We start from the raw sequence: 16004 nt of genomic DNA, 5'->3' as shown, positions 1-16004 counted from the left end.
AACACAACTTAAATCTAACAACAATGAATAACTACAGTAATTGGCACTATAACTTTTAACCAATAAAAGGCTTTGCATAAATGCAGAGCTTTTTTTGTATACAATGCAGGTTTTTCTACTAAAATAAGCAGGTAATTCAACCTGATTTGTTCCCATAAAGTGAAATGCTCCTTCATTAATAAGTATCTTGAATTCAAATAATTAACAAACTCTAAAATCAATAATTATGAAAACAACAATTAAACTTAGTATTGCAATTTACATCCTACTATTCCTCTGCTTAGGATGTAAAAATGATAAGCAAACAGTTCAAAATTTAGCCGAAACAACCACTTCTGAAAGAACCGAACTTTGTGGTTTTGAAGGCACTCCTTTTAAGAAAATTGCTCCAGTAGCGATTGCAGAATTAAATCGATATAATACCTTTTATGATGACCTTGTGAAGAGCCTACCTGCTTCTGAATCTGAACATTTAATTTTAGGTGTTGAGATAACAAAGATCCAAGAATTGTTTGATGTTGCTTGCGCAGTAAAAGATAATCCTGGTTCGAGCTTATATGTGATGAATGCCATTAAAGAGGTTAAGGATGAGGATGGCAATATTACTCCTGTGACAGATATGATTTTTGTTGTTGTGCCACCTAACTCAGAATCACCACAGGTTAAAAACCATTATTATAATTTTACACAACCTTGCCCTGCTGCTTGTCCAAAAATAACAGGAATAGATTATCCTATAAAATAAACACCTTAAATAGATGACTCAATAACAATGGATTCTTACGCTACATTACATACTATATATGCCTATACTGTGAAACTAGCACTAGTATGCTTGAGTATTAATGTAGCTTTCTGTTTAATTAATAGGAAAAAACTAAATACGCCATTTTTACGCCTATTTTATTTCCTGATTTGGAATCTCCTTATCGAAATTTTGGCTTATGTATGTATACAAATGAAATGGAACAATCTCCCTTTATTACATCTATACACCTTAGGAGAATTTATGTTATTCTCTTACTTTTTTATGAGTTTGATTAATAAGCCTGCATCAATTAAAACTGTACTTCGGTATGTTCTAATTTGTGGAAGTTTGCTTATTGTTTTGAATTCTTTGTCTTTGCAGAATATTTTTGGATTCAATAGTTATGCAAAAACATGTGTTCAATTGAGCATTATAACCTATGCTGTGTTGTATTTTTACAATCTGGTTGAAAATCATTCATTTACCTCAGGAGAGTCTAAAGGGTTACGCATTATTAATTCGGCCATTCTAATTTACTATTCAGGAAGTTTATTTATTTTCATGTATGGTGAATTCTCTCTTGTGAATGTAGATGGTTATGTTGTTTTTTGGGCTTTTAATGCCATACTAAACTTTGTTTTTCAATTACTCATTTTATTAGGACTATGGAAGGCGTTTTACAAGAAGAAGGTTATATGACTTTAATGGTGACTGGCATATTAATAATGTTAGCCTTTGCACTGGCCTTTGTTATTTTCTTTAACTATTCACAAAAGAAAATTTTAAAAGAACAAGTGCGCGTGCAAGATTTAAGTCTTAAACATCAAGAAGAATTACTTCATGCAACAATATTAACACAAGAAGCTGAAAGACAAAGAATAGCAAGAGACCTTCATGATGAAATTGGATCGAAACTCAATGTGATTTTTTTAAATATCTGTCGCCTAAAAGCCTACGGAAAAGAGCATGCCGAAATTGACTTAATTACTACAGAAGTAGAAGCTGTAATCAACACTACCATAAATTCAATTCGCTTTATTTCACATGAATTGTTACCACCAACACTAGAAGAATTTGGATTAGTAGAAGCGATTAGGGAATTACAACATAGTATTAATTTACTAGGCCAAATTCGTATTAATTTTAAATCTATGGAAGAGGTTAATAGTATAGACAATAAGTTAGTCGAGTTAAACCTTTTTAGAGTATTGCAAGAATTAATTAATAATTCTATTAAACACGGACAGGCAACCGAAATTAACATAAAACTATGGCCCAAAAACACATTTGTAAAATTAGATTATCAAGACAATGGTAGCGGTTTTGATATCACAAAAATTAAAGAGAAAAAAGGACTTGGAATGAAAAATATTGAAAGCAGACTGCGCATCATCAATGCCAGTTCTACATATAATTCTTCCTCGGAAACCGGAACTAATGTAATCATTGAGATCCCTCCTACCGACTTAGATAAAACTTAAAATGACCATGAAAACAATTTCTATTGCAATTGCCGATGACGAAGCCTTATTTCGAAAAGGTATGATTCTTATTTTAAACAGTTATTCTAAACTGAAAGTGGATTTAGAAGCCGAAAACGGGAACGATTTATTACAACAGCTTTCGGCATGTACAACATTGCCTGATGTTTTATTGCTGGATCTAAAAATGCCTGAAATGAATGGTATCGAAGCCGCTAAGTTACTCCAAAAAAAATATCCATCGATAAAAACTATTGTCCTCTCCACGCATTTTAGTAGAGCTTTCATCATAAACATGATTGAGTTATCGGCCGTATCTTATTTACCTAAAAATTCTCAACCTCAAGAGGTTGTTGAAACCATTAAGGCCGTTTATGAAAATGGGTTTTATTACAATAGTGAGGTTTTATCTATAATTCGAGAGAATATAATTTCCAAGAAAAAGCCTAAAGCTAAGTTTTCCATAGAATTAACCTCAAGAGAAAAAGAAGTATTGCAATTAATTTGTGAGCAATATACTGCTCCTGAAATTGCAGAAAAACTTTTTATAAGTCCGAGAACTGTTGATGGACATCGCAATAACCTTTTACTAAAACTAAATTGCAGAAATGTGGCTGGTCTCGTTGTGTTTGCTTTACAACATGAAGTGGTGAAAATTCCGTTACAATATTAATTTGTAAACAGTATGGCTACTCATAAAACAATTTACTAAGCACAATTCCAGACCCTAAAATAGAAAAAAGAATAATCGGAAAGATTACAAAAACATAAAAACGTAGCTCATAACTATATGATCTAGCTTTAATATTTGTTGCATAAAAGTTTGATTTCATAAAAAGAATATGAATCCTAATTAATACAAACACAACCATTGCCATGATAACGATAAATACATAACCTTTCATAACGTATTAGACAAAAAATGGTGATAATTGTTACACTATAAACAGTAAATATACTTAGAATGACAAGGGCATTAGCTAACCTCTAAACAAGAAGAAATCGTCTTTCATATCTTCTATTTGAGCATCTTCGTTGGTGATGATATAGTCTATGGCCTGAGTTGTGAATTCATCACCTTTAGAGGTTAATGATACAATGTTATTATTAATAACGATCATATTATTTTTCAATGCCAATTCGAGAACGGTTTTCGAACGCACTTTTTGCCAATTGATGTGTTCATTTAAATGATTAACATGTCGTTCACGTTCCTCATCATGATTTTTAAGGTGTAAAAGAAATGTTAGTAAAGAAACCTCTGTGCGCTGTTGTTTCTCCCTATAAAGCACAGCAATAACGCCTTTATTAGGCGCAAACAAATAAACCAGTAAAAACAAAACACCAAGCATTGTAGTAATTGATCCTGCAATAGATGCATCTAACCAATGGGCAAACCAGTACCCCGAAATAGCACTAAACACCCCAAATACAATCGAAAGTCCTAACATTTTCTTGAGATCTGTAGTTAACAAATAAGCTGTAGCGGCAGGAGCTATCATAAGTGCAACAACTAAAATTGCACCAACAGCGTCAAAAGCTCCCACTGTTGTTATAGACGACACAGACATTAATCCATAATGAATAATTGCTGGAGAAAACCCTAACGATGCTGCCAAGCCTTTATCAAACGTACTTAACTTCAATTCTTTAAAAAAGGCAACTAACAATCCAATAGTAAATAGTAAAATTCCGCCAATAATCCATAGCGACTTAGGACCAACGTCAACACCAGAAATGGTTAAACGATCAAATGGTGCTAATGCCAATTCTCCTACTAAAACCGCATCAATATCGAGGTGAACATCATTTGCTTTTTTAGCGATCATCAATACACCAATGCTAAACAAAACAGGGAAAACTAACCCAATAGCTGTATCTTCTTTTACCAATCCTGTTTTCTGAATATATTCTACCAAAACAACAGTAATAACACCAGTTAAAGCAGCCAAAAGAATAAGAAGAGGTGAATTTAAGTCTTGGGTAATAAAAAATCCAACCACAATTCCTGGAAGTATAGAATGACTAATCGCATCACTAATCATAGCCATTTTCCGAAGCACTAAAAACGTACCAGGTATGGCACATGCAATAGCAACTAAACTGGCAATAAGTTGTATTTCTATTTGCGCGCTACTCATCGTTTTTTGTTAATTGGTTATATAAATTTGATGCCGATTTAAAGCCTTCATTAGTTAAGCTCCACGTTGATCCCTCTAGTGTCACATAGTTTTTTTCCACTAATTTTTTAAGTGTCCCTTTAGTAAATCCTTGAAAGTTATTTAAGATTTTAATTTCATGAGGGTGTGATATATCATCGTGTGTTTCAGCAATGTTATACATAAAAGCTAGTGTTTTATGCAGTTGTAAATCGCGGCGATTTTTAATAAATCGTATCTGTTTAAATAAAAGACCTCTACTCGGCGAAAAAATAAATGAGACGAACACAAAAACAGCAGCAACTAATACAATTACGGGTCCAGTAGATAAATTATTTTGGCTCGCACTAATTGCCGTTCCAAAAACGCCGGAAAAAGCACCAAACAATGCCGCCAAAAACACCATTGTTGCCAAACTGTTTGTCCATTGTCTTGCAGCAGCAGCAGGCGCCAAAAGCATAGCACTCATAAGTACAACCCCAACCGTTTGGAGCCCTAAAACGATAGCCAACACAATAAAACTTGTAATAAGTATATCTATCGTTTTTGTATTAAACCCAAGTGTCTTAGCGTAGTCTTTATCGAAAAGTAAAATTTTAAACTCTTTCCAAAACAAGAGCAGTACGAATAAGCATATTCCTGTAACTCCAGCCATCATCCATACATCACTTTCTACAAGTGTTGCTGCCTGACCAAATAAGTATTTATCTAATCCGGCCTGATTGGCATTTGGCTGCTTTTGTATAAAGGTAAGTAAGAGCATTCCGAAGCCAAAAAACAATGATAAAATGAGACCCAATGCCGTATCAGATTTGAGGTGTGTTTTGGTAATAATACCACGTATCCAAAAGGTTCCAATTAAACCACTAACTAAAGCACCTAATAACAATGTATTACTATCTTTCGCCCCTGTAATGAGAAACGAAATTGCTATTCCTGGCAGTGCTGCATGCGAAATGGCATCACCTAAAAGGCTTTGTTTTCGTAGTACAGCAAAACTTCCAAGCATCCCTGTAACCGCACCTAAAATTGCCGTACCAAGTGTTATGGTTCGTAAAGTGTAATCTGAAAATACTAACGAAAAATACTCTCGAATATCCATTATTCCTGTATACTCACTTTATAGTTAATACCATAAGTCTTTGTTAAGTTATCATCATTGAAGATATCCTTAACTGGACCTGTGGCTATCTTTTTCACGTTTAAAAAGGTTACCCAATCAAAATATTCAGGTACAGTTTGTAAATCGTGATGCACAACAATCACTGTTTTTCCTGCTTTTCGTAACTCTTTTAAAATATTAATAATTGCAATTTCGGTAGTGGCATCAACACCTTGAAAAGGTTCATCCATAAAATAGATAGAAGCATCTTGTACTAAGGCCCTTGCTAAAAAAATACGCTGTTGTTGTCCGCCAGACAACTGACTTATTTGTCGGTTTTTAAACGGTAACATTCCTACTTTTTCTAAGGCCTCTAAAGCGGCTTTCTTCTGTTTTTGTCTAGGACGTTTTATCCAACCTAAACTGCCATAAGTTCCCATCATCACAACATCCAAGGCTGTTGTTGGAAAATCCCAATCTACACTTCCTTTTTGAGGAACATAAGCCACTAAGGATCGTTGTTTATTGTATGATTTTCCGTAGATAGAAACACTCCCAGCAATAGGCTTTAAAATGCCTAATATAGATTTAATAAGCGTTGATTTTCCAGCACCATTAGGACCAACAATAGCCATTAAAACACCTTCTGGGATTTCCAAATCGATATCCCAAAGTACAGGTTTGTAGTTATACGCTACAGTTAAATCATCTACTTGTACTGCTATCTTGTTACTCATTACTTTAAGGCATTAACAATAGTATTCACGTTATACTCGAACATTCCAAGGTAAGTGCCTTCAATGGTTCCAGCATCTCCTAAAGCGTCAGAATATAATGTACCTCCAATAGCGACTTCATGACCTTTAGATTTTACTGCAGCTTGTAAAGCCTCAATTGTACGCTTTGGAACTGAGCTTTCTACAAAAATAGCTTTGATATCTTTTTCAATAATAAATGCAGAAAGTCTCTGGACATCTTTAACGCCAGCTTCTGTTGCTGTCGATAACCCTTGTAAACCAACAACTTCAAAGTCGAACGCTTTTCCGAAGTAATTAAAAGCATCATGAGCTGTAACTAATATTCTTTTATCCTTTGGAAGTAATGCAACAATCGCATCTAATTTTGTTTGAAGCGCATTTAGTTTTGCAACATAAGCATCCTTATTAGCTTCATAACTATCTGAATGTTCAGGGTCCTTTTCTGAAAGTACTTGGGTAACCTTATTAGCAAATTGAGTAAAATAGTTAATATCAAACCAGACATGCGGATCATAATTAGATGCAAAATAATCGGATCCAATTAACGTGCTTTTATCTAATTCTTCACCTAATGCAATTGGTGTCTTAGTACTGCTTCCCATTTTTTCGAAAACCTCAACGAGTTTTCCTTCAAGGTGGAGTCCGTTATAAAAAATAATATTTGCGTCTACCAACTTTGTAACGTCTCCCTCACTCGCTTTATATAAATGAGGGTCAACGCCGCTTCCCATTAATCCTTGCACATTAACATGATCTCCACCTATATTTTTAACCAAATCTGTGATCATTGTTGTGGTGGTTACAATGTTTAACTTCCCATTAGATTGGGTGTCATTTTTGCAACTAAAAATAGTTGCGATTACTAAAAGTATAAGTATGTTCTTTTTCATAGTATTTAATTTGATGGTATTCTGAAACTTGCGCCTAAACCTATTAAAAGGTCTTGGCCTTCTGTGATACTTGTTCCAACATAGGTATCTAACTGTAAGTCATTTGAAACCAAATAGGTGAATCCTGCATCCCAATAATGATTTGCAGAACTATCTTCTGGCAAGTCACCATAAAGCTCTGCATAAAAGCCAAATTTATCAGTAAAACTGTATCCATAAGCCAAAGTATAAATAGCAGCAGCCTCTGGAGAATCATTTCCCCATTCCGCTCCAATGTTATATCCTAAACTGGATTTTTCACTTAAGGTATGTGATAGTGAAAATCTAAAATCAACTCCAGTGGTTTCTGGACGATAATCTCGAGAAGCACTGAAAATAGGAAATACATGACCAATTAGCGCTATTTCTGGCATTCCATTTTTTTCTTCTGAAATATCAATTTTAACGCCTAATAGTAATGGCGAAAGCCCACTGGTAACATTATCTAATTTATTCCCGTTAATTTTAGTAACGCCTTCTACAAAATCCCAGCCTAAGCGTAATTCTATATTATCAAGAATACCATAACGCACAAGGGTCGTGTTGTACGTATAGCTTTGGAATTGAACTGAATTATCTTCAAAAGATTCATAAAGACCTCCTGTTTCAATTTGGAGAACACCTTTTCCAACAGTTGAGGATGCTTCAGTAGCATCAGGTCTATCTGTAATTAAAGGCTCAGAGGACGTCGTATTTCCATTGTCACTTTGTGCCGAAACGACGATTGAAAAAAGTAACATTGTAATTAGTAAGTAGGGGTTTTTAGTTTTCATCAACATATATAATTTTTGTAAAGTCTTCATTCAAAACAATAGTATTAGAACCAATAGAGATTTGTGTCATTTTATTAGCAATAAATTGTTTTGAAACGGTTAGTGTATTTCTGTATTTTATCTGGTTTTGTGCGCAGAAGTCAAAAAATTCCTTATCGTCACTCATTAGCCTTGCAATAGTATAAGTCTTTCCTTCAATGGCATCGGATAACGATATAGATGTATACTCTGTTGTAATTTCGCCATCTGCATTTGGAATAGGATCGCCATGAGGATCAAACTTTGGGTGACCAAGATATTCGCTAATTTTTTCAGCTAGCAAATCGGAAGTTTGATGCTCTAACAATTCGGCTTCACGATGAATATCGTGCAAGGACATATCAAACATTTTAAACAAGAAGGCTTCCCATAAGCGATGCTTTCTTACGACATTAAGAGCCATTTTAGTTCCCTTGTCTGTAAGTTTTAAGGCTTGATATTTTTCGTAATTCAATAAATCTTTAGCTGCCAACTTTTTGGCCATGTCTGTTGCAGCGGCATTGGAAATTCCTAGTTTCTTAGCAATATTACCTGGCTTGGTGTCTTGGGTATCATGCTTGTCATTTTTATAAATAGCCTTTACAAAGTTCTCTATCGCTATAGACATTTTAAACTGCTTTAATTATTTTTTAAGTATACTTAAATTTTTTACAAATGTAACTAAAATTTTAATGTTTTGTTAAATCTAATATGAAAAAACTAGTCTTTCTCTTCGTATTAAGTTTTGCGTGTACCAGTGGTCATGCGCAAACACCCTTTTCTAAAGATTCTCTTAGTATAAGTTACTTTGTTGGCTTTCAGCAGAAAATAGATGTTGAAAACTATGAAGTAAAATTTAAAAAACTAGTATCAGATTCTAGATGCCCAAAAGATGTAATGTGTGTTAGAGCTGGTGAAGCAAAAGTGCTTTTATCATTTTATAAAGACGGACATTTTATTGAAGACAAAGAAGTCGTTATTCATGCCAGCGGATATGTAATGGAAGAAAATAATCTTGCTTTTAAAACTGAAGATTATAAAATTTACGGTATGAACTTAAAACCTTATCCTAAGGGCACAAATGGTATTCCAGAGCAGGATTATCAATTGGAAGTGGTATTTCAACCTAAACGTCTATAACAAGCAACAACTAGATAAGATAGCATATTAATGGCATCCACAATCGTCTTGACCACACTGCTTAGAGTTAATTTTCTTTTTCTTAGGCAAAACACCAAACCTATGTAGCAAAAACCAAATAGCATATGCCAATGCTAAAAAAACTAATATGTTTTGTAAAATATTGTTCATAATTGGTTTGTCGTAAATAGGACTCTAAGATTACTTTAAAAATTGATAAACAATTAAGGCTACTATATAGGCAAAAGCAGTCATAATTGTGAGCTGCAATATTGGCCATTTCCAAGAATTTGTTTCGCGTTTTACGATAGCCAAAGTACTCATACATTGCATAGCAAAAGCATAGAAAAGCAAGAGTGAAATCCCTGAGGCCAGTGTAAATAATTTACCTCCAGTGGTTCTATTGGTATCTTTAGCCATTCTATTTGTTATGGTGTCGACATCTTCATTTTCTACGCTATAAATTGTGGCCAATGTCCCAACAAATACTTCACGAGCTGCAAAAGAACTTACAATAGCAATGCCTATTTTCCAATCGTATCCTAGAGGCTTAATTGTTGGCTCAATAGCCCTTCCTGTAATTCCTATAAAAGAATGTTCTAATTTATGGGACGCCACTTTTTGTTGCATCTCTATATCAGACAAGCCTTGCCCAGCATACTCTGCATGAACAATTTCTTCGGCCTTATTAAAATCATCACCAGGACCGTAAGATGCTAAAAACCACAATACAATTGAAATGGCTAAGATGATTTTACCAGCTCCAAAAACGAACGATTTGGTTTTTTCTAAAACGGTTAATGCCACGTTCTTTAAAAGCGGAAGTTTATAATTAGGCATTTCAACTACGAAAAATGTCTTACTTTTTATTTTTAGAATTTTATTCAAAGCCCATGCCGACAGTACAGCTGTTCCAAAACCAATAAGATAGAGTAGCATAAGTGTTAAGGGCTGATATCCCAATCCTAGAAAACGTCCTTCAGGGATCACCAATTCGATAATTATTAAATACACAGGCAAACGTGCCGAACACGTCGTAAATGGTGTCACCAATATTGTAATTAAACGTTCTTTCCAACTTTCAATATTTCGAGTTGCCATAATTGCTGGAATGGCACATGCCGTTCCTGATATTAAGGGCACAACACTTTTTCCGCTAAGTCCGAAACGCCGCATAATCCGATCCATTAGGAATACTACACGACTCATATAGCCACTCTCTTCAAGAATTGCTATAAATAGAAACAAGAACGCGATTTGCGGAATAAATATGACAATACCACCTAGTCCAGGAATAATTCCTTCGGCAATTAAATTAGTAAAAGCGCCTTCAGGTAATACGTTTTTTGTCCATTCTCCTAATGACGCAAAGGCGCCATCGATAAACTCCATAGGCACCTGAGCCCAGTCATAAATAGCTTGAAAAATGGTCAATAAGATCACAAAAAAGATAAGGTAACCCCAAACTTTATGCGTTAAAATTCTATCGAGTCTAATGCGTAAATCCTTAGCAGAATTTAAATCGATTGTCTGTCCTTTTTTTAAGGTATTATTTATAAACTGATAGCGTTTAATAGTTTCCTTTTGCTGTAATCGCTTGAGATCGGCCGTACTTTTAGTTTTAAAACTATCAATAGCCTCAACTTGATTTCTATCAACCTTTCCGAAGTTAACATCTTGAGTTATAACCAACCAAAGTTTATATAAAAGTTGGTTTGGAAATGCTTGACGTAGCTTATCAAAATAATCTTTGTCAATTTCAGAAGCATTTAAACAAGGTGTTATTGATAATTCTTTATAATTTGAAATAAGCTCTTTCAGTTCATTTATACCCTTATTCTTTCGGGTACTAATAAGTGCTATTTTAGTTTGTAGCTCTTGCTCTAAATAAGGAATATCTAGCTGAATCCCCTTATAGTCCATGCGATCAGACATGTTGATTGCCAAAATTGTTGGAATCTCTAAATCCTTTATTTGTGTATAGAGCAGTAAGTTACGCTTTAAGTTTTCTACATCACTTACCACAACAGCAACATCTGGAAAATCCTTGTCATTTTTATTCAATAATAATTCGATAACAACATTTTCATCTAATGATGAAGCGTTCAAACTATAGGTTCCAGGTAAATCTATAATATGCGCTTTAACACCTCTTGGTAACTTACAAATACCTTCTTTTTTCTCGACAGTAATACCTGGATAGTTTCCTACTTTTTGATTTAGACCTGTAAGTGCATTAAATACCGACGTTTTACCTGTATTTGGATTCCCTATAAGCGCAACATTAATTTGTTTACTCATTAGAAATATCGATTAAAATATGAATGGCAGTTTCTTTTCTAATAGCCAAATGAGTTCCATTAATGTTGAGATACATTGGATCTGCAAACGGTGCTACCTGAACGAGTTCGACCATATTACCAGGTAAGCATCCCATTTCAAGAAGTTTAAGAGGAATATGAATTGAGGATACATCAGCAATTATGCCCTGTTGACCTCTTTTTATATCTGCTAATGTGACCTGCACGCTTATTTAGATTGATTTTAAGTAAGCAAAAATAAAAGAAAATTTCAGTGTAAAAAAATTGTTAGGCTAAAACTATTGATATTCTTTTTTTAAACGCTTGATATCTTGAATTAGGGAATCTACAGATGTTGGGCTTATCCCATTGTACAAGCCTCTAATTTGCCTGTCTTTATCAATAAGAGCGAAGTTTTCAGTATGTACCATCCCATACTGTTCTAAGCCATCATCTTTAACAACCAGATATGACTTTCTTGCTAAATCATAGATTTGTTTTCGGTCTCCAGTAACGAGATTCCATTTGTTATCCATAACACCTTTTTCTATAGCATATCGTTTTAATTGAGCCACGCTATCAATTTCTGGCGTAACAGAATGTGATAATAGCAATACCTCGTCATCGTCAATAATTTCTCGTTGAACACGACTCATTTGGTTAGTCATGATAGGACAAATGGTTTTACAAGTCGTAAAAAAAAAATCGGCTACGTAGATTTTGTCTTTGTAGGTGTTTTGAGTAATCGTATCTCCATTTTGATTGACCAATTTAAAATCTGCAATGGTATGGTACTTTTTTTTATGTTGAATTGTACTATCTACCAAAGAAGCATCTACTCTATTGGGTTGATAAATTGGCAATGGCGCTTCTACCTTTAGAATCGAATAGATTATTGAAATAATAATCCCTGAAACTATAAGTAAGGCTATAAAAAAAAATTTAAACCGCTTAATATAAGCTAACATCTCTTGATTTTTAAGGCTTTATTGTAAGATTTGAGTGCAAAAATACGACAGAATCGTAACAAAATGACTACTTTTAACAAGCTATATTGTTAAAAAGAAAAAAAAGATTATCGCCATGAAGTTAAAACTACTCCTTCTCTTGGGACTGTTTTCTGCAGTGTCCTTTTCGCAAGATTACAACGAGACCTTAAACACTATTCGTGAAGCAGAGGCGAAATCTGCCTTAAATCGTATCATGCAACGTTCTAATTTGAACACTGGAAACTACAATCTAAAATACCACAGGTTAGAACTAGATATAGATCCTGGTGTCTCATTTATTTCAGGAGATATTACATCGTATTTCACTGCTAAGAGTAATATGACTACTATTACATTTGATTTATCATCAAACATGACGGTTAACCAAGTATTGCAACGTGGCAACTTATTGTCTTTTTCACATCTTGGTGATGAGCTTATTATCACACTTCCTTCAACTTTAAGCACAGGCACTCTAGATTCTTTAACAGTGAGTTACTCTGGAAATCCTCAATTTTCTGGACTTAATTCATTTGAGCAAAACCAGCATAATGGAGATCCAATTATTTGGACACTCTCTGAGCCTTATGGTGCCAAAGCCTGGTGGCCATGTAAACAAGACTTAATAGATAAAATAGATTCGATAGATGTCTATATGACTACGCCTCGATTTAACCCATCTAACGAAGAATATATTGCGGTTTCAAATGGTCTAGAGCAAAGTCAGCTTCTAAACGGAAATGAAAAAACAACACATTTTAAACATCGCTATCCCATTCCAGCTTATCTCATTGCTATAGCTGCAACAAATTACAGTGTATTTACGCAAACTGTTCCTAATAACGGAAATCCTTTTGATATCGTAAATTATGTTTACCCTGAAGATTTGGCTTCAGCACAGGCTAACACTGCTGTGACTGTACCAATTATGAATCTTTTTAATAATTTATTTGAAGAATATCCTTTTGCTAACGAAAAATATGGGCATGCCCAATTTGGTTGGGGAGGCGGTATGGAACATACAACAGTGTCGTTCATGGGGAATTTTAGTCGTAATTTAATAGCACACGAACTCGCTCATCAATGGTTTGGAAATAAAATCACCTGTGGCAGCTGGAAAGACATTTGGCTCAATGAAGGGTTTGCAACCTATCTATCGGGACTTGTTATTGAAAATTTAGATGGCAATAATGCCTTTACAACTTGGAAGCAGCAACGCAATAACTCAATTACGGCTGCACCAAATGGCGCTGTTTATCTCACAGATATTGATACAACTTCGGTGAGTAGAATTTTTAGCGGACGATTAACCTATAATAAAGGTGCAATGGTATTACATATGCTTAGAAAAAAACTTGGTGATGTCACATTCTTTCAGGCACTTCAAGATTATTTGAACACCTCAGCACATGCTTATGATTATGCAAAAACTGAAGATTTTATTAGTATCGTAGAAACAACTTCTGGAGAAGATTTAACCGAATTTTTTAACGACTGGCTTTACAATCAAGGTTACCCAAGCTATACAGTAAATTGGAACCAACCTGCTGTGAATCAAGTAAGTATAACTTTAGAACAAACTCAAAGTGATGCTTCGGTGTCTTATTTTGAAGCTCCTGTTCCTTTACGTTTAATTGGTACCCTTGGCGAACAAATGGATCTTGTTTTAGACAATACGTCTAATCAACAAAACTTCCTGGAAGCCGTAAACTTTACAGTCCAAACAGTTCTTTTTGATCCAGAATCTGATTTAATTTCAAGAAACAACAATGTTCTCTTAAGCACAGATGAATTTGATTTTAGTAATGAATTCATAGTATATCCTAATCCTACAACCTCGATTTTACATGTCGAAAAACCTCAAACAACAGAAGTTTCAGAAATAAGAATATACAACACACTTGGTCAGTTAATTAGTGAATTACCATGGAACGCATCAATTAACACCTCATCGTGGTCTTCTGGATTATTATTTGTTCAATTTCAAACTAACGAAGGCATCATTACTAAATCGGTGTTAAAAAAATAAGTATAAGTTCTATTAAAGTTTTCTAAATGGCGCTAAAACACTACTTTTGTCGACTAGAATTTTATATGATTAACGATACATGGAGTTTGTAATTAGAATATCTCAATTTTTATTGAGTCTTTCACTACTAATCGTATTACACGAATTAGGTCACTTTATACCAGCAAAATTATTCAAAACTAGGGTAGAGAAATTCTATCTCTTTTTTGATATTAAGTTCTCATTATTTAAGAAAAAGATTGGTGAAACTGTCTATGGAATAGGATGGTTGCCACTAGGTGGTTATGTGAAAATTGCCGGAATGATTGACGAGAGCATGGATAAAGAGCAAATGGCCCAGCCACCTCAACCTTGGGAATTTAGATCGAAACCAGCTTGGCAACGTCTTATTATTATGTTAGGTGGTGTCACAGTTAACTTTATTTTGGCTTATTTCATTTATGTCTTTATTGCCTTTGTTTATGGAGATAAAACCACTAAGGTTGAAAGTTTAAAAGATGGGTATTGGGTAGAAAATCAATTACTTCAAGATATTGGTTTTAAAACAGGAGATAAAATTCTTAAAGTTAATGACCTTGCAGTAGTTAATGATTATGACGTTCGTTCTAACATTATTGGTGCAGAAAATATTACTATAAATAGAAACGGCCAAGAGCAAGTTATCAATTTACCTGAGGATTTTCTTGGACAATTTTCATCTGCCAAAAGTAGAGATTTGTTTGAGCGTCGCGTTCCTTTTATGGTAGGAATTGTGGCAGACACGTCTGCTAACAAAACCGTTGACATCAAACAAGGGGATATCATTACCTCTATTGATGGAAAGCCGCTAAAGTACTTTGACCAACTAGAAGATTTAATGAAAGGTTACAAAAACCAAACCTTAGCCATTGAGCTATTGCGAGGTGATGAAACCATTACGAGAAACTTAACGGTTAATAAGAATGGAAAATTTGGTATTAGACGAATGCATGATAATGATCGTTTTGCCGAATTAGGCTATTATGATATTGTGATACAAACCTATACATTTGGTGAAAGTTTTGGAGCAGGGGCAGATGATTTTGTAGATACTTTACAAAAGTATGGTGCACAATTAAAAGCCATTTTTAATCCAAGCACAGGTGCCTATAAGGGTGTTGGTGGTTTCAAGGCCATTTATAGTATTTTTCCAAGTGTTTGGAGCTGGCAAGCCTTTTGGGTGTTAACTGCATTTTTATCGATTATGTTAGGTGTACTTAACTTATTACCTATACCTGCATTAGATGGTGGACACGTGATGTTTTTATTGTTTGAAATGATCTCTGGTAGAAAGCCAAGCGAGAAGTTTCTAGAACGTGCTCAACTGGTTGGATTCGTCATTTTAATTACCTTAGTTCTTTTCGCGAATATCAACGATTGGATTTAGAAAAAAAAATTAAGCAATTTTTTGAAAAAATTGTTTTTTTAAATATAAAAAATAGTATATATTTGCGCTCGCTAAAGCGATAAACACTCCTCTTTAGCTCAGTTGGTTAGAGCATCTGACTGTTAATCAGAGGGTCCTTGGTTCGAGCCCAAGAAGAGGAGCAAACAAAAGTT

At 34.3% G+C, this 16004-nt stretch carries 16 protein-coding genes and 1 tRNA gene; 8 read left to right on the top strand and 9 right to left on the bottom strand.

Going from position 1 to position 16004, the window contains the following annotated elements:
* Positions 1-226: 226 nt before the first annotated feature.
* From Q0893_RS03500 to Q0893_RS03485, 4 genes are all read left to right on the top strand, one after another.
* On the top strand, positions 227-745 hold the full coding sequence (locus Q0893_RS03500; protein WP_298900919.1) for a hypothetical protein: 519 nt from the start codon (positions 227-229) through the stop codon (positions 743-745).
* Between the two features lie 213 nt (positions 746-958).
* Positions 959-1447 carry a hypothetical protein gene (locus tag Q0893_RS03495; RefSeq protein ID WP_298900920.1) on the top strand — a complete coding sequence of 163 codons (489 nt, stop codon included), beginning with the start codon at positions 959-961 and terminating at the stop codon, positions 1445-1447.
* Positions 1414-2229, top strand: coding sequence for an ATP-binding protein (locus Q0893_RS03490; protein WP_298900921.1), 816 nt, complete (start codon positions 1414-1416; stop codon positions 2227-2229). Before Q0893_RS03495 ends, Q0893_RS03490 begins: the two co-directional genes overlap by 34 nt.
* A gap of 7 nt (positions 2230-2236) precedes the next feature.
* Entirely contained in the window at positions 2237-2902 is a 666-nt protein-coding gene (locus Q0893_RS03485; protein WP_298900922.1) for a response regulator transcription factor, read from the top strand.
* 307 nt (positions 2903-3209) lie between these two features.
* Here the strand turns inward: Q0893_RS03485 and Q0893_RS03480 are convergent, their stop codons facing one another.
* Genes Q0893_RS03480 through Q0893_RS03455 form a run of 6 tightly spaced genes read right to left on the bottom strand, consistent with a single transcriptional unit; the run spans position 3210 to position 8596 of the window.
* Positions 3210-4370 carry a metal ABC transporter permease gene (locus Q0893_RS03480; protein WP_299272466.1) on the bottom strand — a complete coding sequence of 387 codons (1161 nt, stop codon included), beginning with the start codon at positions 4368-4370 and terminating at the stop codon, positions 3210-3212.
* Positions 4363-5490 (bottom strand): metal ABC transporter permease, encoded by a 1128-nt coding sequence (locus Q0893_RS03475; protein WP_299272464.1) that lies wholly within the window; start codon positions 5488-5490, stop codon positions 4363-4365. The genes Q0893_RS03480 and Q0893_RS03475 overlap by 8 nt, the downstream gene beginning before the upstream one ends.
* Positions 5490-6227 (bottom strand): metal ABC transporter ATP-binding protein, encoded by a 738-nt coding sequence (locus Q0893_RS03470; protein WP_298900925.1) that lies wholly within the window; start codon positions 6225-6227, stop codon positions 5490-5492. The genes Q0893_RS03475 and Q0893_RS03470 overlap by 1 nt, the downstream gene beginning before the upstream one ends.
* Entirely contained in the window at positions 6227-7138 is a 912-nt protein-coding gene (locus tag Q0893_RS03465) for a zinc ABC transporter substrate-binding protein (RefSeq protein ID WP_299272461.1), read from the bottom strand. The genes Q0893_RS03470 and Q0893_RS03465 overlap by 1 nt, the downstream gene beginning before the upstream one ends.
* A 5-nt stretch (positions 7139-7143) precedes the next feature.
* Positions 7144-7950 (bottom strand): transporter, encoded by an 807-nt coding sequence (locus Q0893_RS03460; protein ID WP_299272459.1) that lies wholly within the window; start codon positions 7948-7950, stop codon positions 7144-7146.
* On the bottom strand, positions 7940-8596 hold the full coding sequence (locus Q0893_RS03455; protein ID WP_299272457.1) for a metal-dependent transcriptional regulator: 657 nt from the start codon (positions 8594-8596) through the stop codon (positions 7940-7942). The genes Q0893_RS03460 and Q0893_RS03455 overlap by 11 nt, the downstream gene beginning before the upstream one ends.
* Positions 8597-8679: 83 nt before the next feature.
* On the opposite strand from Q0893_RS03455, the gene Q0893_RS03450 reads away from it, so the two are divergent.
* The gene (locus Q0893_RS03450) at positions 8680-9108 is read left to right on the top strand and encodes a hypothetical protein (RefSeq protein WP_298900930.1); all 429 of its coding nucleotides are present in this window, start codon (positions 8680-8682) and stop codon (positions 9106-9108) included.
* Between the two features lie 201 nt (positions 9109-9309).
* On the opposite strand, the gene feoB is transcribed toward Q0893_RS03450, so the two are convergent.
* The 3 genes from feoB to Q0893_RS03435 form a co-directional block, all read right to left on the bottom strand.
* Complete coding sequence (gene feoB / locus Q0893_RS03445; protein WP_298900931.1) at positions 9310-11409, bottom strand: ferrous iron transport protein B; 2100 nt, start codon at positions 11407-11409, stop codon at positions 9310-9312.
* A complete protein-coding gene (locus Q0893_RS03440) occupies positions 11402-11635 on the bottom strand; it encodes a FeoA family protein (RefSeq protein ID WP_298900932.1) in 234 nt (77 codons plus the stop codon). Before Q0893_RS03440 ends, feoB begins: the two co-directional genes overlap by 8 nt.
* Before the next feature lie 72 nt (positions 11636-11707).
* Positions 11708-12376 carry an SCO family protein gene (locus Q0893_RS03435; protein ID WP_298900933.1) on the bottom strand — a complete coding sequence of 223 codons (669 nt, stop codon included), beginning with the start codon at positions 12374-12376 and terminating at the stop codon, positions 11708-11710.
* A 115-nt stretch (positions 12377-12491) separates the two neighbouring features.
* Here Q0893_RS03435 and Q0893_RS03430 point away from each other — a divergent pair, with 115 nt between their 5' ends.
* From Q0893_RS03430 to Q0893_RS03420, 3 genes are all read left to right on the top strand, one after another.
* Complete coding sequence (locus tag Q0893_RS03430) at positions 12492-14426, top strand: M1 family aminopeptidase (protein ID WP_299272455.1); 1935 nt, start codon at positions 12492-12494, stop codon at positions 14424-14426.
* A 79-nt stretch (positions 14427-14505) separates the two neighbouring features.
* Complete coding sequence (rseP, locus tag Q0893_RS03425; protein WP_299272453.1) at positions 14506-15831, top strand: RIP metalloprotease RseP; 1326 nt, start codon at positions 14506-14508, stop codon at positions 15829-15831.
* Positions 15832-15918: 87 nt separating this feature from the next.
* Positions 15919-15992 (top strand) — tRNA-Asn (locus Q0893_RS03420).
* Positions 15993-16004: the final 12 nt, after the last annotated feature.

Source organism: uncultured Psychroserpens sp., from assembly GCF_947494225.1.
GTDB lineage: Bacteria > Bacteroidota > Bacteroidia > Flavobacteriales > Flavobacteriaceae > Psychroserpens.
Note: the sequence above shows the minus strand (reverse complement) of the source record. Positions and strands in the feature narration are given on the sequence as shown.